Here is a 22,699-nt window from a genome sequence, read left to right as displayed (position 1 = left end):
TTTGAAGCGCAATTTTGTTGTGGATTTTGTATCCAATATCCGATATCGCGGTTGAAACGGCGCATCTCCTGCGCCGCAACCTCAGATTTGTCGAAGGATCGCCGTATGACGACCAATGTTTTCACCGGCACAATGCCAGCGCTCATGACCCCCTGCACAGCGGACCGTCAACCAGATTTCGACGCGTTGGTGCGCAAGGGGCGACAGATGATCGACGCAGGCATGTCTGCGGTTGTCTATTGCGGGTCGATGGGGGATTGGCCTTTGCTGACCGATGCCCAGCGTATGGAAGGGGTTGAACGTCTGGTGGCCGCGGGGCTGCCCGTTGTCGTGGGCACCGGGGCGATCAATACCAAATCCGCTGTGGCCCATGCGGCGCATGCGCAAAAGGTGGGTGCCGTTGGGTTGATGGTGATCCCACGTGTTCTGTCGCGTGGCAGCTCGCCGACCGCGCAGAAGAACCACTTCAAGGCAATCCTGACCGCAGCACCGGATGTGCCTGCGATCATCTATAACAGCCCCTACTACGGGTTCGCCACGAGGGCCGATTTGTTTTTTGCACTGCGAGCCGAGCATCCCAACCTGATCGGCTTCAAAGAGTTCGGCGGCAAAGAAGACCTGCGCTATGCAGCGGAAAATATCACCAGCCAGGACGATCAGGTCACGCTGATGGTTGGCGTTGATACCGAGGTTTATCATGGGTTCGTCAATTGCGGCGCAACCGGCTCGATTACAGGCATCGGCACCGCATTGCCGCGCGAGGCGCTGTTGCTGGCCGAACTGTCCAAGAGGGCAGCCAAAGGTGATGCCGAAGCCCGCCAGCGCGCGCAGGAACTAACCGAGGCGATTCACGTTCTGTCCAGCTTTGACGAAGGGCCGGATCTGGTGCTTTACTACAAGCATCTTCTGGTGCTGGACGGGGACGAGGAGTACCGGTTGCACTTCAACGAAACGGACGAGCTGACTGACGCGCAGCGTAACTATTGCGAACAGCAATATGCCTTGTTCGGCGCGTGGTTCGCCAATTGGTCGAAACAGGGCGGAGTGATCGCTGAATGCATGTGATCGACAGCCATACCGGAGGCGAGCCCACGCGGGTTATTCTGGATGGTGCACCCGATCTGGGTACTGGGTTGCTGGCCGACCGCGCCCGCAGGCTGGCAACCGATCACGAAAAATTCTACCGCTCGATCATGCTGGAGCCACGCGGTCAACCCGCCATGGTCGGGGCGTTGCTGGTTGAACCGGTCGACGCAACATGCGTAACCGGCGTAATCTATTTCGACGTTGACGCAGTGCTGGGTATGTGTGGCCACGGCACCATCGGGCTGGCGGTGACGCTGGCGCATCTGGGACGTATCGGCATCGGGGAACATCGCATCGAAACCCCCGCTGGTGTGGTGACGGTCACTTTGCACGACGCAAACACAGTGACCGTCCAGAATATCGAAAGCCGCCGGGTGCATCGCGACGTGACACTGGACGTGCCGGGTCATGGCCAGGTGACCGGCGATGTTGCATATGGCGGAAACTGGTTCTTTATAGTAGATCCCAGCCCGATTGCCGTTGAATCTGCCAATATTCGCAAGCTCACCGATATGACGGTCGCTATTCGCGAGGCCTCGATTGCGCAGGGGATAGGCGGCGAACAGGGTGAGCCGATAGACCATGTGATCTTTCAGGGCGCGGCGGATGATCCAGCCATTCACAGCCGCAATTTTGTGCTGTGCCCGGACGATAACTATGACCGCTCGCCCTGCGGCACCGGCTGTTCGGCCCGGTTGGCCTGTTTGGCCGCCGATGGCGCGCTGGCCCCCGGCGATGAGATCACGCAGCAGAGCGTTATCGGCAGCACCTATCGCCTGTCTTATCAGCCCGGCCTGGATGGCGGCGTGATCCCCTCCATCACCGGGCAGGCTTATGTCATGGCGGAAACCACGCTGATCTTCCCGGAATCTGACCCGTTCAGAACAGGGATACAAGTTTGAGCGAGCAGGTCGTCATCATCGGGGCTGGGGTAATTGGCATCACGACCGCGCTGGAACTGCAGCGCCGAGGGCATTCGGTTCTGGTGTTGGACAGGGACGGGGTCGCCTCTCAAACCTCGGCGGGGAATGCAGGGGCATTTGCTTTCCCCGAGGTCGAGCCGCTGGCTACGCCCGGTATCATGCGCAAAGCGCCAAAATGGCTGCTGGACCCGCTGGGTCCTTTGTCTATCCCGCCCTCATACGCGCCGAAGATCGCACCGTGGATGTACCGCTTTTGGCGGGCAAGTCGGCCTTCGCGCTATGCGGATCTGCTGGACGCGCAGGCCCGACTGATGCAGGTCTCAAGCTCTGCGTTAGAGCGTTTGATACCGGCCGTCGAGGGCGAGACGATGATGCAGCGCGATGGACAGATGCAACTTTACGAATCCGAAGCTGAGTTCCGCATCAGTTTGCCCGCTTGGGACCAGCGGCGCGCGCATGGGATTGAATTCGAACTGCTTGAAACGCGCGAAGCGATAGCCGAGAAACAACCGGGCCTCAGCCCCCGCTTCACCCATGCAGGGTTTACGCCGAACTGGATGAATACAATCGATCCAAAGACGTGGGTCCAACATCTGGCCAAAGCATTCAGCGACCGGCAAGGGCGGATCGAGACGCGCGGCGTCCGGGCCCTGACCCCGCTGGAACATGGGACACGCATCACCCTTGAGGATGGAACGTTGGATGCGGCAAAGGTCGTCGTCGCGGCGGGCGCGTGGTCGCACCATCTGGCACAAACGCTGGGCGATCACATCCCCCTTGAGACCGAGCGCGGCTACAATACGACCCTGCCGCCGGGCGCCTTCGATCTGCGGATGCATCTGACGTTTTCCGGCCACGGCTTTGTAGCCAGTCGGATCAACGGCGGCGTGCGCATCGGTGGTGCGGTCGAATTGGGAGGGCTCTCCCTGCCACCCAATTTCAAACGCGCCGAGACTCTGCTGAACAAGGCCGCGCAGTTCATGCCTGGACTGAACACGCAAGGGGGCACACAGTGGATGGGCTTTCGACCATCGCTGCCAGATAGTATCCCGGTCATCGGGCCGTCCCCCAACGCGCCCGATGTGATCTATTCGTTCGGACATGGCCATCTGGGGCTGACGCAATCCGCAGGCACCGCCGAATTGGTTGGTGCGTTGCTGGACGGGACACAGCCGTCCATCTCAATGAACCCCTATTCCGCCACTCGGTTTTAGGGAGGTCAGATGCGCAGCGTGAAAACCATCCACATCATCTCCGCCCACGCAGAAGGCGAGGTGGGCGATGTCATCGTCGGGGGCGTTTTGCCTCCGCCCGGTGAGACCCTCTGGGATCAGCGGTCCTTCATCGCGCGGGACCAGACGCTGCGCAACTTCGTGCTCAATGAGCCGCGCGGCGGCGTGTTTCGGCATGTGAACCTTCTGGTGCCGCCCAAACACCCCGAGGCGGATGCAGCGTTTATCATCATGGAGCCCGAGGATACGCCGCCTATGTCCGGGTCGAATTCCATCTGCGTAGCGACAGTGCTGCTGGATAGCGGGATGATCCCCATGCAGGAACCCGTCACGCATCTGACGCTCGAGGCCCCCGGCGGGCTGGTCCGCGTGCGGGCCGACTGTCGCAATGGCACGGCCGAGCGCATCTATGTGCAGAACCTACACAGCTTCGCCGACCGGATTGCGGCATCGTTGGAGGTTCCGGGGCTCGGGCACCTGACAGTGGACACCGCCTATGGCGGCGATAGTTTCGTCGTGGTCGACGCGACGCAGCTTGGCTTTGACATCGTCGAATCTGAGGCACGTGAACTGGCGCGTGTTGGCGTTGCAATCACCAATGCTGCGAATGAACAACTCGGTTTCCGGCACCCCGAAAACCCAGACTGGACCCATATCTCGTTTTGCGCATTCTGTGGCCCGGTTGAGAAGACAGAAACCGGGCTGCGGGGCAAATCCGCCGTCGCTATTCAACCGGGCAAGATCGACCGCTCGCCCACAGGAACTGCTGTATCGGCGCGCATGGCCCTGATGGCCGCCAAGGGTGAACTGGCCGTTGGGCAGACGTTCGAGGCCGTCTCGATCATCGGCTCTCGCTTTACCGGCAAAATTCTGGACACCGCAACAGTCGGGTCACACCCCGCCATCATCCCCGAAATCAGCGGTCGCGGCTGGATCACCGGCACTCATCAACACATGCTGGACCCCAGCGATCCCTGGCCGGGCGGCTACAAGCTGAGCGACACCTGGGGCGTCTGAAAATTGAGCGCGACGGGGTGATTGACGCGATTTTCCGCAAACCGTGTCAAAATGCGCGGTCAGATGTGATTGATCCCAAGCCAAACGTGATTTAAGGGAGGCCCTGTCAAATCAGAGTCACCGTTGGGGCACCAGGATAGCCGTGCCCCGCCTATGCCACTCGAAAGTGGCCAACTCTTGGAACGCACGCCCCGAAAGGCTTTAAAAAAGGTAAAAGAATATGGCAGATAAATCAGACTTCGACATATTGTATACCATTGTAGACGAAGCGCCCGAGCTGGCCAGCGCCTCGTTCCTTCCCATCATCCGCAAGTTCGCATCCGCCGCAGGCGTAAGCGTTGGGACCAAGGATATCTCGCTGGCCGGACGTATTCTGGCGACCTTCCCCGAGAACCTGACTGACGCGCAGCGCATCACCGATGATCTGGCCGCCCTGGGTGAACTGGTGAAGACACCCGAAGCGAATGTGATCAAGCTGCCCAACATCTCGGCCTCGGTCCCGCAATTGGTGGCCGCAGTCGAAGAACTGCAATCGCAGGGCTACAACATTCCGAACTATCCCGAAGAACCCTCGAGTGACGAAGAAAAGGCTATTCGCGCGCGCTATGACGCCATCAAGGGCTCGGCCGTGAACCCGGTTCTGCGCGAAGGCAACAGCGACCGTCGCGCGGCAAAGGCCGTGAAGAACTACGCCCAGAAGAACCCGCATTCGATGGGCGAATGGGTCTCGGACAGCAAAACCAAAGTGTCGTCCATGCCCGGCAACGATTTCTACGCAAATGAGAAATCGGCCACCATCTCCGCAGACCAAGCAGGCGACGCAAGGATTGAATTCGTCGGCAAAGATGGCAGCACCACCGTTTTGAAAGACGGCTGGCCGTTGGCGGAAGGCACCGTGGCCGACGCGACATTCATGTCGGTCAAAGCTCTGTCCGCGTTTCTGGCCGAGGCCATCGAGGACACCAAAGCAGACGGCACGATGTTCTCGCTGCACATGAAAGCCACCATGATGAAGGTCTCGGACCCAATCATTTTTGGCTATGCGGTAAAGACGTGGCTGGCCCCGGTGTTTGACAAATTCGGCGCGGAACTGGATGCGCTGGGTGTGAACCCGAACTCAGGGCTCGGCGACCTGTTGGAGCGCGTTCAGGGTAATGCAGATATCATGGCCGCCATCGACGCGATCAAGGGCGACCGCCCGTCCATGTATATGGTGGACAGCGATAAAGGCATCACCAACCTGCACGTGCCCTCGGACGTGATCATCGACGCTTCGATGCCTGCCGTGATCCGCGCGGGTGGTAAGGGCTGGGACGAGACCGGTGCCAAGGGCGACACCAATTGCGTGATTCCTGACCGTTGCTATGCGTCCGTCTATGACGAAACGATTAACTTCTTCAAAGCCAATGGCGCTCTGAACCCGGCCACAGCCGGCGCGGTAGCCAATGTGGGCCTGATGGCGCAGAAGGCCGAAGAATACGGCAGCCACCCGACGACGTTCCAGGCACCCGCCGACGGCACCATTCGCATCGTTCTGGCCAATGGTGACGTGCTACATTCGCACGACGTCGAAAAGGGTGACATCTGGCGTTCTTGCACCGTCAAGAAAGCCCCAATCGAGAACTGGATTCAGCTGGCCATGGACCGTCAGCGCCTGACCGGGTCCGAGGCGATCTTCTGGCTGGACGCAAACCGCGCACATGACGCTGAGTTGATCAAATACGTCAAACCGGCGCTTGAGGCCGCAGGCGTGGCTGACAAGTTCATGATCCTGGCCCCGCGCGAAGCGACCCGTCAATCGCTGGAGACGATCACGGCCGGCAACGACTCGATTGCGATTACCGGCAACGTGCTGCGCGACTATCTGACCGATCTGTTCCCGATTCTCGAACTGGGCACCTCGGCCAAGATGCTGTCCATCGTCAAGCTGATGAATGGCGGTGGCCTGTTCGAAACCGGCGCGGGTGGTTCCGCCCCGAAGCACGTGCAGCAGCTGGTCGAGGAAAGCCATCTGCGATGGGATTCGATGGGGGAATTCTGCGCGTTGGGCGAGTCGCTGAACTTCCTGGCCGACAGCAAAGGTAATGCCAAGGCGGGCGTTCTGGGCGCGGCAGCCGAGGCTGCGACGCAGGGCATTCTGGACAACAACCGCTCGCCCAGCCGCAAGGTCGGTCAGCCCGATAACCGCGACAGCCACTATTGGTTTGCGCGCTACTGGGCCGAGGCTTTGGCGGCGCAATCGGACGATGCCGACCTGGCCGCCGAGTTCGCGCCTTTGGCCAAAGCGCTGGCCGATAGCGAAGAAGCGATCCTGTCCGAGCTGGCCTCGGCGCAGGGTGGGGCGGCAGATCTGGGCGGCTATTACCACACTGATCCGGCCAAGACCGCCAAGGTTATGCGCCCCAGCGCCACGCTGAATGCGTTGATCGACGCATAAAACACCGCGTTCGCGCACAGTATCAAAAAAAAGGGCCGACCCCCAAAGTCGGCCCTTTTTTTAGAGTGAGTAGGAAAGAACTGCGCCTTCCCGATCGAGGTTCTTGGTCTGCAACGCCTGCTATGCGGCGTCGTCGCAAAAAAGGGGCCGATCGTGTGACCGGCCCCAGTCTCTTAGTTCGATGCTGCGTTCAGCTTTTCATTCTGCTCGCGCAGCGTGTCCGAAATGATCGCATACCATTCGCCACTTTCGCGCATCTCGTTCAGGCCCTTGTTCATCATGGCGATGTATTCGCGTGCGAACGGGTTGGTGCGGTGCGCCAGGAAACTCATGGACGACAGGGTCGAAACATAGGGGTTTTCCACGATGTCAGCCGACGTAAGGCCCATGTCTTTCTTCGTGGCCGCAAACAATTCAACTTCGAACGCTGCGACATCGGCGGTACCAGTCAGAACCGCATCCAAGCATTCGCGGGCCGAGTTGGGTTGAACCACGGTGGTGTTGCTGCGGTTCAGGCCAACCTCTTCCAGAACGACCATGCTCCAACCGGCCATCCGGCAGATGGTTGCGCCTTCGAAATCCGAGAAGGAGGTTGCGTCGACATATTCGCTCTCGGGCAGGGTGAAAAAGCCGCCTACGACGTCATAGACCGGAACCGAAGCCACAAATTGCGAGCAGCGTGCTTCGGTTTCTTCGGACCATTCATAGGTGCGGTTGGTGCAATCCGGAACTGTCCAGGCGATCGAGATATCGAACGCGCCAAGCGGCAGTAGCGTATCCAGGTGCGATGCCCAATCATCCACAAAGCTGACCGAATATTCACGCTGGTTTCCTGCACGCTGGAGGCTGGTGGTCGCCAGACGGGTCATGATACCGCCGCCGCCCAGACCTTCGCTGGTGAAAGGTTCCCAGCCATTGCCGGCAACCATCTTGATCGGCGGAGCGTAGACATTCGAACGTTTGACACTGGCGGCGCGCTGCTCTTCGGCGGCGATGATGTCCTGCGCGCTCTGGCCGTTCGGCAGGCTGCCATCGTCACAGGGCAGTGCCAGAACCAGACCGGGCTCCAGCGCGTTGGGGTTGGTGATGTCATTGCGGTTCGCGTTGAAGATCGGCTGATAGTTTGAGGTGCCATAGGCCGCGATGGCAATGGTCGCCATCGTGTCGCCATCCTGCACGGTGTAGTTGGTACACGCTTCCTGAGCCGCTGCCGCACCAGCGCTTAGGGCAGTTACAGCCGTGGCCGACAATGCCACCTTCTTCAGATTGAAATTAAACATGTCTCGTCCTCCAGACTTTTGTTGTTTTCAGGCCAGTTGGGGCCTTATCCATTTTCCATTTGATAGCGCAGAGCGGTTGAGACGATGTCCCGCCACTCTCCGGATTGCTGCATGATCGACAGACCCTGGTTGAGCGTCTCAAGGATCGCTTCCCCATCCGGATTATCTTTGTGGGTCATGATGTTAAGCGACTTGATCGCCGCAAGGTTGGGGTTTTCTACAATGCGATGTTCATAGCCAAGGCGCGCAATTGCTTCGACTGCCAGATGCGCTTCGACCGCGACGATATCGGCCGTGCCGTCCATCAAGGCGTGGAAGCAGTCGTCGGGCGACACCGGGCGTAGCATCGAAATCGCTGGCTCATACAGACCCACCGCATCCATATGCGACAGTGACCAGCCTTCGGGGCGGCAGATCGTGGTACCCGCGAAATCGGCATAGGTCAGGGTCTGCTCATAGCCCGAGCCTTCACGGGCAAAGAAGGTATCCACAACCTCGTAGAACGGGTTCGAGAAGTTGTAGGTCTCGCACCGGTTCCGGTCAGTTTCAGACAGGGCGGCGGGTTCTTCGCAATTCGGGCGCGACCAAGGGAAGGTTGCGTCAAAGGCCAGCGTCGGCATCAACAGGTCCAGATGCGAGGACCAGTCATTCACGAACTGGATCTTGTACCCTTGCTCGGGCGCGGCGCGCAGCATCGCGGTCTCAACCAGATTGGTGTAAAGGCCACGGTGGGGCAGGGCCTCATCGGTGAAAGGCGCATAATTGCCGCCTGTGATCAACAGCAGCTGACGATCCTGAAACTCGGGACGGCCGCTTGTATCGGCGTCGCGGATCAGCGCAGCGGCTTCGGCGCGGGCAGCTTCGATTTCTGTCTTGGCGGCAGCTTTGGCCTCAAGCACCGCGTCTTCGCTGGCCTGTTTGGCCTCGGCCTCAGCGGCGGCCACGCGGGCTTCGGCCTCAGCTATGGCTTTTGCGGCACGTTCCTCAGCGGCTTTGACCAGTTCAGACGCCATCTCGGCGGCCATGGCTTCGGCCTCGGTCGCAGGTGGTTCCGGCGCGCGGCCCACGTCTTCCAGACAGGGCATTGTCAGAACGTCGCCCACGCGAATGATGTTGGGATTGTTCCCGATCACATCGCGGTTGGCGTCAAAGATGATGCTGAAGTCTTCGGTCGAATAGACCTGAATGGCCAGCTCGCGCAGGCTGTCGCCGCGCTTGATTTCGTAGGTCGAGCACGCCTCTTGCGCCGAGGCGGCACCTGTTGCCGCCGCAAGAGCCAGGCTGGAGATGATCAGTTGAGGTCTCATGTGTCCTGTCGCTTTGCCTTCATTCGTTTCTTGTCAATTTCACGACCGCAATGGACGCGTTGTCCTGATCGGGGTCGCCTTTATCCCGAAGCGCCTGCCAAAGCGCGTCGGCTATATCCTGTGCCAAGTCACCCGATTGGGCCTGAACTATGGCCTCGATCTCAGCATCGCTGAGATATTGCAGCCCATCGCTGCCCGCGATCAGAACATCCGACGCAGTCAAAGCGACGGGGTGTTCGGGACAATCCACTTTTGGGATCGCCGCGCCCATGATGACCGAGGTCAGTTGGTTGCGATCCGGGTGCGTATGCGCTTCGTCCTGCGTCAGCTTGCCCTCGGCGCATTGCGCGTCGATGATCGGCGCCATCGAATGATCTTCGTTGATCTGGCGCAGCGCTCCGTCGCGGAACAGGTACAAAGGGCTGTCCCCGATCGATATCCAATAGACGTCCGACCCCATCAGAAGAGTACCCAACAGGGTCGAGCCCATGTTGAAACCATCACCCTGTTCTTCGGAATGCTGCGCGATCAGCGCATTTGCCTGCATTGCCGCCAAGGGCAGGGCGTCGATCAGGGCGGGCTTCGATGGCGCACCCGTTTCCAGTTCAGGGTCCAGCGCACCCCGCCAGGCTTTGATCACAAGCTCGGATGCGATGTCACCTGCCGCATGCCCGCCCATGCCATCAGCAACCACGATATACCCAGCATTCGCCACATCGAACATGCGCGCGGCGACCGCGTCTTCTTGCGTGTCGCGCCGACCCTGATCGAGGATCAGCGCAATGTCATATGCCGGGGTCGCCAGCATCTATCAGGCATCCCGCCAGTCGAAATTGTCACCGCAGAATTCTGCAAACCGGATCGAGGTTTCGCTGATGCGGATCAAATCGCCGCTGGCCAGCGCCACGGTGCTGAGAACGGGTTTACCGTTCAGACGTACCAGATTGGCCTTGCCACCGTGACCCAGATAGCATTTGCGATCTTCAGGGTCATAGGCAATCACAGCGTGGTTGCTGCGCGAAATGCCGGTGTCGCCAAAATCAAGCTGGATCGCCTGATCGTCGTTGCGACCAATCTGCATCAGCCCTTCGGTCAGAGTAATGCACGCGCCGCGACCGGGGCCACCTGTTACAACCAGCCAACCGACCGGAAAGGTCTGCTGTGCAGTCTCGGTTTTGGCGACGGGCTCGGCGGTTTCCATCAGGTCCTGAACATGGGTGTCGGCTCGCTCAAACCCCAGGAAGGTGGTTTTGACACGACCACGACGATCCGACTGGGCCGGTTGCGCGGCGGACGGTGTTTCCGCCATCTGCGCCGCCGGAGCATTGGGCAGTGGTTCAGGTTGCAGGTCCACAGCCTCCACGATCTCGGCCACCGACTCGGGCGCAGGATCTTCCGCGACGACTTCGATCACAGGATCGGCCGGCGTCGTATCAAACAGGTTACTGTCTTCTTCTTCGGCCTCGTCAACCTCTTCGTCCGATGCAACGTGCAACGTCACAATCGGGTCTTCTTCGGCCATCTCTTCCTCGGCGGCGGGCTCTTCGGTCGGCTCAAGGACGTCCACAACATCCGCAAGGATTGCCGCATCATCGGTTTCAGCGCTGTCTTCGGCATCGGCCTCGGAAAAGTCCGGCATCTCGGCTTCGGGGATCAGGTCCTCAGCCTCATCGTAGCTGTCCGACGCTGGCATGTTGTTTCCAGCAAGCGCCACGCGCAGTGCGTTGAAGTCTGCAATCGGCTCGGGCTTGTCTTCGCTGGTTTCAGCGATGTCTTCCGCCTCGGCTTCTTTCGGTTTGCCGGCACCTTCGAGAAGCCGGCTGAGAGGGCTTTTATATTTGAACATGGTGACGACACCTTTGTTTCTTGGCACGGGGCAATGCCCCGCTGGGCTTCTACTCACCCCTTCGCAGATCACGCAGAGGCACTGATGATGGAAAACAAACGTCACTGGTACTTTCCGCGACGGGCCGGTTCCCGTCGGGGTCACTCCACTGTCGTGACCCTCAGCAAACACACACTGGCGGATTACAAACGAACCGGTCTGATTACTCCTGCGTCAACTGCATAGTGGCATCTGCTTCGGTACCGTTCCGTAGAACGTTCAACTGGGCTTCAGCTTGTCCTTCGGACACAAGATCAGCCAGCATGGCATCCAGGCTTTCCGGCCCGTCGATGGCCAGCCCCGTCTGCGCCTCTGAGATCAGGATATCGCCCGCCTGCAGGCCACCAGCGGTTGCGGCGGGAACGCTTTTGACCACGGTTTGCCATCCGGTACCGCCACTGTTGCGAACTGTGAAGCCATAGCCGTTGTCCAGCCCCACCATGCGCATGGTGGGCAGAGCCAACAGGCCGTTCTGCGCGCGGGTCTGACCCAGCGGGCGATAGCGCGCGGTGATGCGGGTATAGCCGTCAGGATCCACGTTGAGATCATTGAGAACCTGAGCCGCAAAGCTGGTGTCGGCCTCGATCGGTTCGCCATTCAGGGTGTAGATCGCGGCCCCACGCTGCACCCAATCTCCGATCACGGACATGTCCAGCGCCGGATCAACACCAGTCACAGCAATGACGCTGCCGGTCGATGCGCGCCGTTTCGAGGTCTGGAACGGAATTTCAACGTCCCAATGGGAAAACGCCACCTGTTGTTCGGCCAAAGTGACCGGAGTTGCAGGCTCAACCGGGTCTTCCGCGACAGTTTCGGTCACATCTTCTGCGGGAAGGTCGGCTGCCGGGGCTTCTAGCCCTTCTGTGGCAGCCGTTTCGGCCAGGGTCTGCTCGACAGGTTCTGGCAATGCTTCCGCCTGCTTGGGTGACGTCGGTTCGCCAGTGTCAACCTCGGGTGAGGTCAGCTCTGGCGCGATGTCTTGCGGTTCGGTGGCCGCGGTCAACTCAACAGGGGCCGTGTCTTGCAGCACGGCCAGCTCGGGTGGTTCGACCGGTTCAATCTCGGCAGGAGTTTCGTCAAGGGCTAGGTCCTGAGTTGCAGGCGCGTCCTGACCCGACATCACGAAAAACCCACCTGCGGCTGCGGCCGCGATGACGACTACGGCAGCAGCAATCAGTTTTCCACTACCACCCGAGCCGCTTTTGACCACGGTATCAACGGCGACCGGGGGTTCCTCAGGCGCGGTGAATGTGGCCAGTTCCTCTTCTTTCTTGTCCTCATGACCCAGAACGATATCCGGGTTGCCTGCCAGCAGTGCGGTCACCACTGCCTCGGCGTTTTCGCTTTCTGCTTTGATCCGGGCTTTCTCGGCCTCTTCATCCTTGCGATCCATCCCGACAATGACCGAGATGGGACGGTGAGCGAAGGTATCGAACATTACGCCAGGCCCACGGAACATCCGCAGCCAGTCCAGCGCGCTTTGCAGACGATCGGTTGCGTGCACCTCCATCGCCTTGTCAATCGCCTCAAGGAACCCATCGGGGTATCCATCATACCGACCTGTCAGAGGCTGATAGGGATCATCCTGCCCGTTATTGAAGGCAGTCAGCCGCGTCTGACCATCAATGGGGCGTTCGCCACTGATGGCATGGTAAAGCGTTGCCGCCAGAACATAGAGGTCGCTGCTTGGGCCTTGCTCGGCCCCCCGCACATAGAATTCATGCGGCGAATACCCGTCCTTGATCACACGCAGGGTCAACAGCGCCGCCGATTGATTGGCCGCCTGATCCCGCGCCGCACCGAAGTCAATCAGTTCGGGCTCACCATGTTCGTTGATCAGAATGTTATCGGGCGAGATATCCCGGTGCAGCATCCCGCTTTGATGGATGAAGGACACGGCCGACAGCATCTTTTCGGTGACCTGCACGATGAAATCGGGACCGGCATCATTCTCGGGGTTTTCAACATAATCCAGCAGGTCGCAGCCTTTGATGAAATCCATCGCGATATAGGCTGTGTCATTGTCCTCAAACACCTGATGAACGTCGACAATGTTGGGGTGCACCAGCCGCGCATGGTTGCGGGCTTCCAAAATAAACAGGTCAATGATCGAGCGCAGGTCGTCCTTGTAGGAAGGATCGATTGGTTCGACCGTATCGCCGTTGCGATGACACAGGGCGCCGGGGAAGCATTCCTTGATAACCACGTCGCGTTCCAAACTGTCGCGCGCCAAATAGGTGATGCCAAAACCGCCATTGCTGAGAAACCGCAGGATTTCATACTGCCCGCGCAACAACTTTGCACCGGGTGCCAGGCCTTCAATTTTGGGTTCGTCATGCGTCGTATCGACAGCCTGATTGTGGCTCATTTCTTTCCGCCCGTTCTAAACATTTTGCGGTTCGTGTTCGGGTAAACTGCCCGTCAACTCACGACCAAACACAACCGCAGGACACTTAAGAACGTTAGACGTTTCAAATTTGACTTTATTGGGGCCGCCTCATGGCTTCACTGAGAACCAAAACTTCGCGAATCGCATATATTGTTTCCCGAACGACTAGCGGCACAATATATAGCCCGACACCCGCAAGAAATTGCGGACTGAACGCAGGATTTAGGATGATTGTTGCGCGATTCCGAAACAATAAGCGCGCGATTCTTGACAACTCGAATCGCGCCCTGCGGCGCGATTCAAATGCGATATGACCTCAGGTTCCGGTTTTTGTGTGAGCGGACTCGGCGCGACTTCCGGCCCAGGCAAGGCAGTCACTCAGCTGTGTGAGGATACTGACGGCATCCCTAAGCGGCCCGGCCCCGGTTTCGAATTGCAGCAACAACAGCAGGTCGGTCGCCTTTTCAAACTCGGCTGGAATCCAATCGGCTGACGGATCAATCTCACCACCCTGTTCCAGACGCTCGGCAAAATCTTCGACAATCTCCTGACAGCTGCTCAGAAAACTGCTGGGCTCCATATCCGAGGATTCACGTAAGTCCTCATAGATGCTGGCGATAGCAGCCAACCAATCTTCGAGGATCGGGTTTTCCAACGGAGGCAACGCAGCCTCAAGCGGGGCTTGAACCGAGGGCGACGCGACAGGTGCAGGCTGGTCGAGGGTCAAACTGTCGAGGAAGGGCAGAAACTCGCGTTCCAGCGCATCCCGCGCGGCCTTCAGATCTCCCAGCCGCCGGTCTGAGGCGATTTGCAATACTTGCTCAGCAAGGTTCTGACCACCACAGCTCTGCCACAGGGCAAAATCGGGCTCGGGCTCTTGCGCCATGGCTTTGACGGCAACCGGCGTTCCAATAGGCACGACCGCCCGGAACATATCGCCTTTTTCCTTGTTCAATCGGGCCAGGACCCGATCCAGCGCGTCATGAACCGGCGGAAGGTCCGTATGTGTGATGGCCAGCAGGCTGTTTGCACGCAATTCGGGTGGGACTTTGGACCACAAATGCCGCTCTGACTCGCGCCAGGCGCTGGTGCCATTGGTGCACCAGATGGCGCAATCGACATATTGCAACAAATCCAGCGTAGTTTTCGACGCGTCATCAAGCGACCCCGTACCAGGCAGGTCAAACAGGGAAATTTCCTTCAAAGCGGGGGTATTTAGCCCAACCGAGATGAAATCAGGCTTGTCTGCCGCTGCCTTTTCCAAAGCGATGCCAGAATAGACCTTGGGTTCCTTGTCCCACCAGCCCACCGTAGTTTCCGGCTCATCCGCATAGGCCACGATCACCAAGGGCAATTTAAGATGCTGTGGTCCGGTTGGCAGGATATCGGCCCCTGCCAACATATTGGCGAGGCTCGACTTGCCAGCTCCAAACTCCCCAACAAACCCAATGTTGATCGCATTCGACAGCCGCTCGGCATGGCTCAGTGCACGCGCGCGCATGTCATCCACAGAATCGTCGGATGGTAGTTTTTCAGTCGCGGTCAGGAAACGCTCGAGTTGGCGTACTTCCTTTTCGGTCCCTGGAAATTCGATCATTCCGCAGCCTTTGGTATTTCAATTTCTGATTGGCCCGGTCCGTAGACAGCACCCAGTTCATCCGCAATCCGTTGCGCGGTGTTAAAGGCAGTTTGCGCCTCGGTCCGTTCGTTGGTCTCACCACTTCCAGCGCGATGCTCAAGGTGTCCTGCCAGAAGGGCCAGATAGTGGTCGAGCACTGTATTCAAACGCCCCAGCAGGTTTTCACGGGCCGTATCGACAAGATCGTCGCCAATCATTTCGAATTCCTGAACGATCATGCGTTCCGCCCGATTGACCACGCTTTTGCGCGAAATCAGTCGCGATAACCATGTCACGCGCAGTTCCACGGTGATGCCACGGGTCAAGGCCGTCGTATCAGGGCGGAACCAGCGAACCGCGCTGGTGTTCATCCGGTTGTCCCCGGAGTCCTGCCAGCCCGGCAGGGATCGCAACGCCGCATTGCTTTGCATGTCAACCGCATAAAGCTCGCTCAGCATACGCTGGCGGACAACTTGGGTTGCGCCTTGCACCAGCTCTCTCATCCGATCACGCAAGGGGCCAAAGTTCAGCTCTGTCTCGCCCCCTTTGGCCAACAGCGGAGAATCTCCGTTCGGGCCACGCACCACGTCCGATACGGCCTCGGCCACGGTATCGTCCATGACACCACGCAGGTTGGCCAAAACGTCATCCATATCCTTGACGATCATCTCGGTCTTGTCTTGGACCAGCGCGCGCAGGTCGGCCAGAGTCTTGTCGTTTTCGCTGGGGTCATCCGCCCCGTCTGCGCCCTGATCCTCGATCGCGCGCAGATGCGCCTTGGTGCGGTCAAGCTCACCCTGCGCAAAGCTGTTGAGGTGTTGCCACGCCATTTGCATCTGCTCGTTGCGAGGCCCATCTGCCAGGGCGCGGGTCACATGGCGACGCAAATCCGGCAGGCCCGAGGCGATCATGGCCGCAAAACGCAGAACGCCCTCGCGGCTAATCGGGCCGGGGCCTTGCTTGATCTCTTCGACACCGTCCAGATATTGCTTCATCTGCTCGGGGTGGGCACGTAGCCAGGCCAGAACATCGTCATGGTTCACGCCGGTTTCATCGCCGGTCAATGCGTAGTGCGCCCATTGCGCACTGCCCATGAGAACGTCGATATCCGAATTCCCAAGCGCTTTTTCCAACCCGTCCATTACATCAGCGCGGACTTTGGTCGCGTCATCTGCACCCCCGCCCAACTCATCGACACGGTTGATGAAAACCACAATCTGGCCCAGTTCCAACGCCTGCATCAGGCGGAACAGCTTGAGGTCTGCCCGCGACAGCGCCTGATGCGCCGACAGGACAACTACAAAGAAATCGCTTTCCTTGAGATACTGGCGTGAGATTTCCTCGCGGATCAGCAGCGGGTCATTGACGCCCGGTGTGTCCGTGACGGTGATCGGGAACGGGAAATGGCCAATGTCGAAATAGACCTCGGCTTTGCGGGTGATGTCGCTGTAAAGCCCTCGATCGGAACCGGGATCAAGCGTGCCATCCTCGGACGGCTCATCACCGGCGCAGACATAGCGCGCCAGATCGTCAGATGTCAGATGATCCAGATCGTGATGCTGGCCCAGAAGCTGCGTATAGCTTTCGCCCAAACGCAGCTTGGCGCGGGTTTTCATCGCCTCGACCTGTTCTTCGATCATCTCGCGCTTATAGCTGTCCTCGTCATCGGGGAACATGTTGCGCAGCTCTTCACCCTCGGCGATCAGGGCTTGCCACTGGCGATTGTCGAAAAAGTGGAACTCGGCGCCCTCTGTCCGTCCCGAAGGATGGCCGAAATGCATGTCAGTGATCACGGTCGTCCACGGGTTGACGTCCGACGGCAGATACTCGGCCTGACCGGTGAAACCATTGATCAGGCGCGATTTCCCGGCCTTGATCTGACCCACAAAGGCGATCGAGGGCTTGAGGTTCGACAGATCTCCCACGATGCGCGAGATAAACTGACGTGTTTCGTCATTGCTGACCTCGTTCAGGTCTTCGGCGATGCGGATCAACTCGCGGCGATTACTCTCACTCATAACACTTACCCTGGTCACACTTGTTCACTGATGGGATTCTTGGAAAATTTGAATGGTTGGGGCGCGATCATTCGTCCGTCCCCTTTAACGCAGCCCATACTCCCACAACAGCACCCAGCCTGCGCGCCTCGTGGGTCACGACCGAGACCCTTTCACCGTCATGCAGAACGGCCAGCCCGGTGCCTTTGCCGCCTGAGGGACGCATGACGATTAGCTGCGGATAATCCAGATCTGCGTGGGTATCCTTGTCCCAACCCGCCAGATCACGCGCGAAACTCTGCATCAGGTCCTGACTTACATGCACGGAACCGTCGGCAGCACAATCGCCCGCGGTGGACATGAGGGTCCCGTCCTTGGCCGAAGCCAACACGCGACCCAATCCGAACCGGTCAGACCCGTCATAGAACAGATCGGCCAAGCCCTGCGTTTCCTCTGCCTTTGGCGCATCTGGCACCAGCGACACCACTGGTTCAGCAGACAATTCAATCGCTTTGCAGCATTTGGAAATCTCGCTGAACGTGATCCCGACATCATCTGCATCCAGCGTTGTATCAGGTTGCAAGGACACAAGCTCCAGCGGGGCAGGGGCAGTGGCAATGTCACTGACAAGCTGCGCCAGGCGGTCAGCCAACTCTTCCCTCGATGTTGTTTCAAAATTAGGGGCAACCCCGTCGCTCACGCAGAAAACATCTGTGACGCGCGAGCTGTTGACCTCAATCGCGAGGCAGTCGCCATTGGCTGCCGTAAACTCCAACCTGCGGGGCAAAACGGTTCCGCGAATAGTGCGCAAAACCTGATCACGCCGATCCTGAGCCGTTGTTCCTGTCAAGGTTACCGCTGGATTCACCCGCGCGACAACGCTGCGCCCGATATTCTCGAGCATGTCGAGTATGTTCGCGTCGATCATGCCGTGACCCCCTCTGGTCCCGCTTATACCGCAGCCGCAACCGGCCCGCGGGTTAGGTGTGATTTCGTTAGCGCAAGGCCCAGATTGGCGCTGCTGCGGCAGATGTAGCAGAGCACATGGTCCGGATAGGCCTTGGTACGCAGGAAGATGTTCAAACGGTCTTTCGAGAACACCGCAATTTCACCAAATCCAGTCGGTTCATTCGCATCCTCGCCGGCCTCGCGCAGCAGTGCTTCGAACCCCTTTACACCACGCCCCTGAAACAGGTTGGCAACCGCGATCGCGAGCGTATCCAGAATCTCTGCATCGTTTGGGTCCGGCGTGACCGAGCCCAACAACATCCCCGTCTCCATATCGACATACCCGGCTGCGATGCAGTCGGGTATTGTGCTCATGGCGGCATTCAAAGCGGCTTCGATAGGCATCTGAACGTCTACTTTCTACCTGCCGGTCGGTTACAGAACATGCCACTCGGCCCCGCCGGATTTGTTGCTTTTGGCAAGCGAAGACATGTCCTGCTTAGATTTGCGGGCGCTGTGTTCTGCCGCGATCTGGTCAAACTCGACCAGGAAGGACTGGAACATAGCTTTCAGGCCGTCCGCATCCTGAGGCAGGTCCTCGTCCTCGGTAATGTCGCGCCACATCGCGGCCGCACTCAGCGGTGATCCGGCGGGCACATTCAGCAGATCTTCCAGCTTTTCGGGCTGCGCGTCGCTGTCGGTCCGTTTGGCACCGGTGAGAGGAACAACCTGAATGTCGATCAGGCTGTTGCTTTCGGGCTCAGGCTCGAACTCGTCCTCGGCGCTTTCGGGTTGTTCGGCCATCAACGCGGCAATGGACGAAACGGAACCTTCTGCGCTAATTTCCGGAGCCGAAGTATCCTCAACCTCGGGCTGTTCTGGAGTTGAAACCAGTTTTTCCTCAAGCGCATCGACAAATGTTTCCTCGTCCGAGTCAACTGGAGCTTCGAATGCAGCAACTTCCTGTTCGAACGCATCAACCTCGGTGTAGTCGCTCTCTGCTCCAGCGGACATTTCTGTCAACGTCACTTCGGGCTCTTCGGCGTCCCGGAAGAAGGATCGCAGGTCTTCCTCCTGTGCGTCCTCGGGCGAGTTCGTCATCTCCGCACGCATCCGTTCCGCTTCGTCCGCGTCGATCCGAGGCGCGCGATCCGCGTCGTCCTTGCGAAGTTCCACTCGGGCGGGGCGAACCGGGAAGGATGTCACAACATCCTCGGCATCCGAGACATCAACCGGGTCTACCAGCTTCAGTGGTGCGCGCGCACCGTTGGCATCGGGGCGCAAAGCGTTCATGTCAGGCGCGCCGGTCAGGCTGTCATCAATCTGGTATCTGGCCAACTGATGGGCCCGGTTGTCCATGATCTGTTCGGTGATCTCAAGAAAACTGTCCACCATCTTGCCACCGCCACTGCGCGCCCATTGCTCGGCATCGCCGCTTTTGTCACGAGCCATAATCGCATCGCGGGCCGAGAACAGAATGGAACGGTTGAACAGATGCCCAGCCTCACGGTTGACCCGGCGCAAAACTTTCTGGCGGTCCTTTGCGTCCAAAACATCTGCCCGCGTGACCAGCAACAGTGAATTGTGCTGCAACCGCTCTGGCAAAGACACCCATGTCGCGCGTTCAGTCTCGCGCCAGGCTTGCGTTGCATGGGTACACCACAACACGCCATTCGCCTGACCCACAGCGCGCCGCCAAACATCGTCCGAGATCTTCGGATCCGAGATACCGGGCGTGTCGATCAGATCGACAGCTTCCAGAATATCCGATTGCAGGAAAATCCGAACGAACTGAGCGTCGTTGACCCCGACCGATTCAAGCTGATCCAATCCGATTGTGTCCCGGGACCCATCCGGTCGTTGGACATAGGCGGACTGCTTACCCCAGCTAAACCACACGGGCGGAAGTTGGGTGGCGGTGACCTGCGTCGGCAAAGCGTCCGAGCGCAGCAGGAAGTTCATCAGCGTCGATTTGCCTGCGCTGAACTCTCCCATTAGCGCGAAAACGGGTTTGCGCCGGGACCAGTTTTCAATGCGCTCCCAAGCCTTGGTTGAAACGAAGCGGGTTTGTGAATCTTTTGCCATGTCGCTACTTATGCTGCCTCGTTGCTTAGATCTTTCAGGATGTCGCCCAGGATATCGTCGGGCGATTTCTGCGGGGCCATGCCCGCCATCAGCGCATTCCGGGATGCGTCGGTCTCGGCGGTGGCCGATATGTTCAGCAATGTCTCTTTCTGCTCGCGCAGGAAGTCAGACAGAACAGCACGCACGTTTTCCAACACCGCCGCGATCTGGTTTTCTTCGATATCCTTCGTGATCGAGCTTGCCTCGGACGCAATCAGGCGGGTGTAGTCTGCGGCGTAAGCCTCGAACCCTTTGCGGCGTTGCCACCAGCGGCGCCACCACGTGCTTTGCAAATCCAGCGCAATCGTGCGCCCGATGCCCAACGGGGGCGGGACACGCGGCACAATTGGTGCTTCGATTGCGAACTCGCCAAGATGATTACCCAGCAGCTTATGATAGAGGGCTTCAACATCCGCCGCAGCAGCACTGTAAAGCGCACCAGCCTCTTTACGCATCGCGCGGGCAAAGCTGAAATAGGCCGCCTTTTGCAAGGTCCGCAGTCCGGCGGGATCGTATTGCCAAGTGCCTTCTTCGCCATTCTCTTCCAGATGCGCAATCAAGGAATCCGTCGCGCGTTTGACAAAGTTCTTTTCGGCCGAGTTCAGACGCTCCAGCACTTTTTCCCGCAGGGATGTGGTCAGCACAGCGGCCTTTTTGTCATATTCCGCAATAACGGTCGCAATGGCCTGCTCAGGAGAGACACCGTCGAGGTCACGCACCACACCATCACCATCTGACAGTTTCTTGGCTACGGCAGTTGCGCGGATTTGGCTGGCAATGTTGCGCGCTTTGTGGCGCACACGGTCCAACAGGCGGGTGCCTGCGCCTTCGGCGATCCGTTCGTTCATCGCCAACAGCAGATCGGGCAGGCCTGAAAGCGCCCAGATCTTGTCCAGCGAGGGGGCCTGATCGCCAAACCCTGCAGCCAAATAGAAGGTGTTCAGCGCCTGCCGCGATTCCTCGTTCATGATGTCAGGATTACCGGTCAGTGCGGCCTCGGCCCAAAGCGCGCTGCCAAACACGACGCTGGTATTGCCGTCAATATTGTTCTGTTTCAGCGTGTCCTGAATACGGTCGCGGATTTCGGGCACCTGATTGACCGGATCGGCCAGTTCATCAATTCGGTTCACGAACAGGATGATTTGGCGGTTCTCGAACTGCGCGATGATGCGCATCAGTGCCATATCCATCGTGGTCAGCGCCTGACTTGCCGCCAGTACGACCACGCAAACCTCGGACCCGCGCAGACTGCGCAAGGTGATTTGCTCCCGCACCATGAAGGTATCGTTGACGCCGGGCGTGTCACACAGTCTGAGCGAAATCGGGTATTGCGGGATGTCCATGAACAGTTCCGCAGACTTCGTCACATCGGCAAATCGCCCAGTCTTTGGATTGATATCCGGGTCATCCTCATCCCCGAGGCAAACATAGCGCTGGATCAGTTCTTCGTCGAAATAATCGTATTGATGGCTCTGGCCCAGGATCAGGTCGAAATGCTTGCCCAGACGATCTTCCGACTTGGCCTTCATCTCGCCGATTTGGCGGCGGATATCGTCCATCTCGTCATCGGCCCCGGCGCGATTGGCCAATTCGCCCAGCCGGCCACCGCCGACCATCAGGTTGTCCCATTCTTCCTGTTCAAAGAAAGTAAACTTGGCCTTTTTGTCACCCTCGGTCCGGGTGTTGATGTTCAGCGTTGTCACCACCGAGGTCCACGGGTTCACATCCGACGGCAACAGGGCAGGGCGCCCGGCCAGGATATTCACGATCGACGATTTCCCTGCCTTGACCTGCCCCACAAGCGTGACACTCGCAGTGAAGTTCTCCATCCGCGTTTTCAGCGTCGCAAGACGCGCCGAGGAGCGCGCATCCGCCACTTCTGTCAGCTGGTCGATCTGCGTGGTCAAAGCCGTCATGGCCGAGGTCATCGGTGTCAGAGCTTCGTTGCCAACGGACAAAAGGTGATCGTTACGCGCCATGGTTAACCTCCGGTTCCTGTAGCGGCGATGGGGTGGTCTATCTGGTCGTGCTGCACGCTGGTCAGCGTGTCGATCCGCGCGATCAGGTTCAGTGCATTGCCCAGAATCGCAGCCTCTGCCGAGGGCGAAATCTTTTCATAAGCCCCTGAATCGGCTAGCACTTCGATCGAGCTGAAACTGTCACTGTTTTCCAGACAGGCCAGACGGCGGCCCGTGGGGAAACCTGCGGCTTTGGTTTCGGGCAGCGGCATGCGGGAATTGGCCAACAGATAATGGCCCCCCGAATGTGTGCGCAACGAAATGCCAAAACCCGTATTAGGATGATCCCGGTTCAGGGATTTCAGTTCGCCCAGAAAACTTTCCCGTGCAAGGCCAACGGCGTCTTGCTCGGTCACAGCGGAATTCATCATGTTGGTCACGTTTTCGACCCTTTTTCTGGAGTTGAGCAAAAGCTCTTCAACAACGCCCGGAGGCAAA

The 22,699-nt window shown here is 58.8% G+C and carries 17 protein-coding genes; 5 read left to right on the top strand and 12 right to left on the bottom strand.

Annotated features, from left to right (window positions below; genetic code table 11):
* Positions 1-105: 105 nt before the first annotated feature.
* The 5 genes from ACR0L1_RS12065 (at position 106) to ACR0L1_RS12045 (ending at position 6,695) form a co-directional block, all read left to right on the top strand.
* On the top strand, positions 106-1,065 hold the full coding sequence (locus tag ACR0L1_RS12065) for a dihydrodipicolinate synthase family protein (RefSeq protein WP_480503790.1): 960 nt from the start codon (positions 106-108) through the stop codon (positions 1,063-1,065).
* Positions 1,056-1,988, top strand: a complete 933-nt coding sequence (locus ACR0L1_RS12060) for a 4-hydroxyproline epimerase (RefSeq protein WP_480859036.1) — start codon at positions 1,056-1,058, stop codon at positions 1,986-1,988. Before ACR0L1_RS12065 ends, ACR0L1_RS12060 begins: the two co-directional genes overlap by 10 nt.
* Entirely contained in the window at positions 1,985-3,223 is a 1,239-nt protein-coding gene (locus ACR0L1_RS12055; RefSeq protein ID WP_480859034.1) for an NAD(P)/FAD-dependent oxidoreductase, read from the top strand. The genes ACR0L1_RS12060 and ACR0L1_RS12055 overlap by 4 nt, the downstream gene beginning before the upstream one ends.
* Before the next feature lie 9 nt (positions 3,224-3,232).
* The gene (locus tag ACR0L1_RS12050) at positions 3,233-4,258 is read left to right on the top strand and encodes a trans-3-hydroxy-L-proline dehydratase (RefSeq protein ID WP_480503792.1); all 1,026 of its coding nucleotides are present in this window, start codon (positions 3,233-3,235) and stop codon (positions 4,256-4,258) included.
* A gap of 220 nt (positions 4,259-4,478) precedes the next feature.
* Complete coding sequence (locus ACR0L1_RS12045) at positions 4,479-6,695, top strand: NADP-dependent isocitrate dehydrogenase (RefSeq protein ID WP_480859033.1); 2,217 nt, start codon at positions 4,479-4,481, stop codon at positions 6,693-6,695.
* A gap of 173 nt (positions 6,696-6,868) precedes the next feature.
* On the opposite strand, the gene ACR0L1_RS12040 is transcribed toward ACR0L1_RS12045, so the two are convergent.
* From ACR0L1_RS12040 to ACR0L1_RS11985, 12 genes are all read right to left on the bottom strand, one after another.
* Positions 6,869-7,975, bottom strand: coding sequence for a LysM peptidoglycan-binding domain-containing protein (locus tag ACR0L1_RS12040; protein ID WP_170773525.1), 1,107 nt, complete (start codon positions 7,973-7,975; stop codon positions 6,869-6,871).
* A 44-nt stretch (positions 7,976-8,019) separates the two neighbouring features.
* On the bottom strand, positions 8,020-9,282 hold the full coding sequence (locus ACR0L1_RS12035) for a transporter substrate-binding domain-containing protein (protein ID WP_170790013.1): 1,263 nt from the start codon (positions 9,280-9,282) through the stop codon (positions 8,020-8,022).
* Positions 9,283-9,301: 19 nt separating this feature from the next.
* Positions 9,302-10,090: a PP2C family protein-serine/threonine phosphatase gene (locus tag ACR0L1_RS12030; RefSeq protein ID WP_170790014.1), complete on the bottom strand. Its 789-nt coding sequence runs from the start codon at positions 10,088-10,090 to the stop codon at positions 9,302-9,304.
* A gap of 3 nt (positions 10,091-10,093) precedes the next feature.
* Positions 10,094-11,128 (bottom strand): FHA domain-containing protein, encoded by a 1,035-nt coding sequence (locus ACR0L1_RS12025; RefSeq protein WP_480859030.1) that lies wholly within the window; start codon positions 11,126-11,128, stop codon positions 10,094-10,096.
* A gap of 202 nt (positions 11,129-11,330) precedes the next feature.
* Positions 11,331-13,535, bottom strand: coding sequence for a serine/threonine protein kinase (locus tag ACR0L1_RS12020; protein ID WP_480859028.1), 2,205 nt, complete (start codon positions 13,533-13,535; stop codon positions 11,331-11,333).
* 337 nt (positions 13,536-13,872) lie between these two features.
* On the bottom strand, positions 13,873-15,153 hold the full coding sequence (locus tag ACR0L1_RS12015) for a dynamin family protein (RefSeq protein WP_480859026.1): 1,281 nt from the start codon (positions 15,151-15,153) through the stop codon (positions 13,873-13,875).
* Positions 15,150-17,192: a dynamin family protein gene (locus ACR0L1_RS12010; protein ID WP_170790018.1), complete on the bottom strand. Its 2,043-nt coding sequence runs from the start codon at positions 17,190-17,192 to the stop codon at positions 15,150-15,152. The genes ACR0L1_RS12015 and ACR0L1_RS12010 overlap by 4 nt, the downstream gene beginning before the upstream one ends.
* Positions 17,193-17,259: 67 nt before the next feature.
* Positions 17,260-18,099: a hypothetical protein gene (locus ACR0L1_RS12005; RefSeq protein ID WP_480859024.1), complete on the bottom strand. Its 840-nt coding sequence runs from the start codon at positions 18,097-18,099 to the stop codon at positions 17,260-17,262.
* Between the two features lie 23 nt (positions 18,100-18,122).
* On the bottom strand, positions 18,123-18,524 hold the full coding sequence (locus ACR0L1_RS12000) for a hypothetical protein (RefSeq protein ID WP_170773536.1): 402 nt from the start codon (positions 18,522-18,524) through the stop codon (positions 18,123-18,125).
* 30 nt (positions 18,525-18,554) lie between these two features.
* Positions 18,555-20,204: a dynamin family protein gene (locus tag ACR0L1_RS11995; RefSeq protein WP_480859023.1), complete on the bottom strand. Its 1,650-nt coding sequence runs from the start codon at positions 20,202-20,204 to the stop codon at positions 18,555-18,557.
* An 8-nt stretch (positions 20,205-20,212) separates the two neighbouring features.
* Entirely contained in the window at positions 20,213-22,222 is a 2,010-nt protein-coding gene (locus tag ACR0L1_RS11990; RefSeq protein ID WP_480859021.1) for a dynamin family protein, read from the bottom strand.
* A gap of 2 nt (positions 22,223-22,224) precedes the next feature.
* The gene (locus tag ACR0L1_RS11985) at positions 22,225-22,632 is read right to left on the bottom strand and encodes a hypothetical protein (RefSeq protein ID WP_174819453.1); all 408 of its coding nucleotides are present in this window, start codon (positions 22,630-22,632) and stop codon (positions 22,225-22,227) included.
* Positions 22,633-22,699: the final 67 nt, after the last annotated feature.

Source organism: Ruegeria sp. J8 (assembly GCF_056531925.1).
This window is presented reverse-complemented; position numbering and strand designations above follow the sequence as displayed.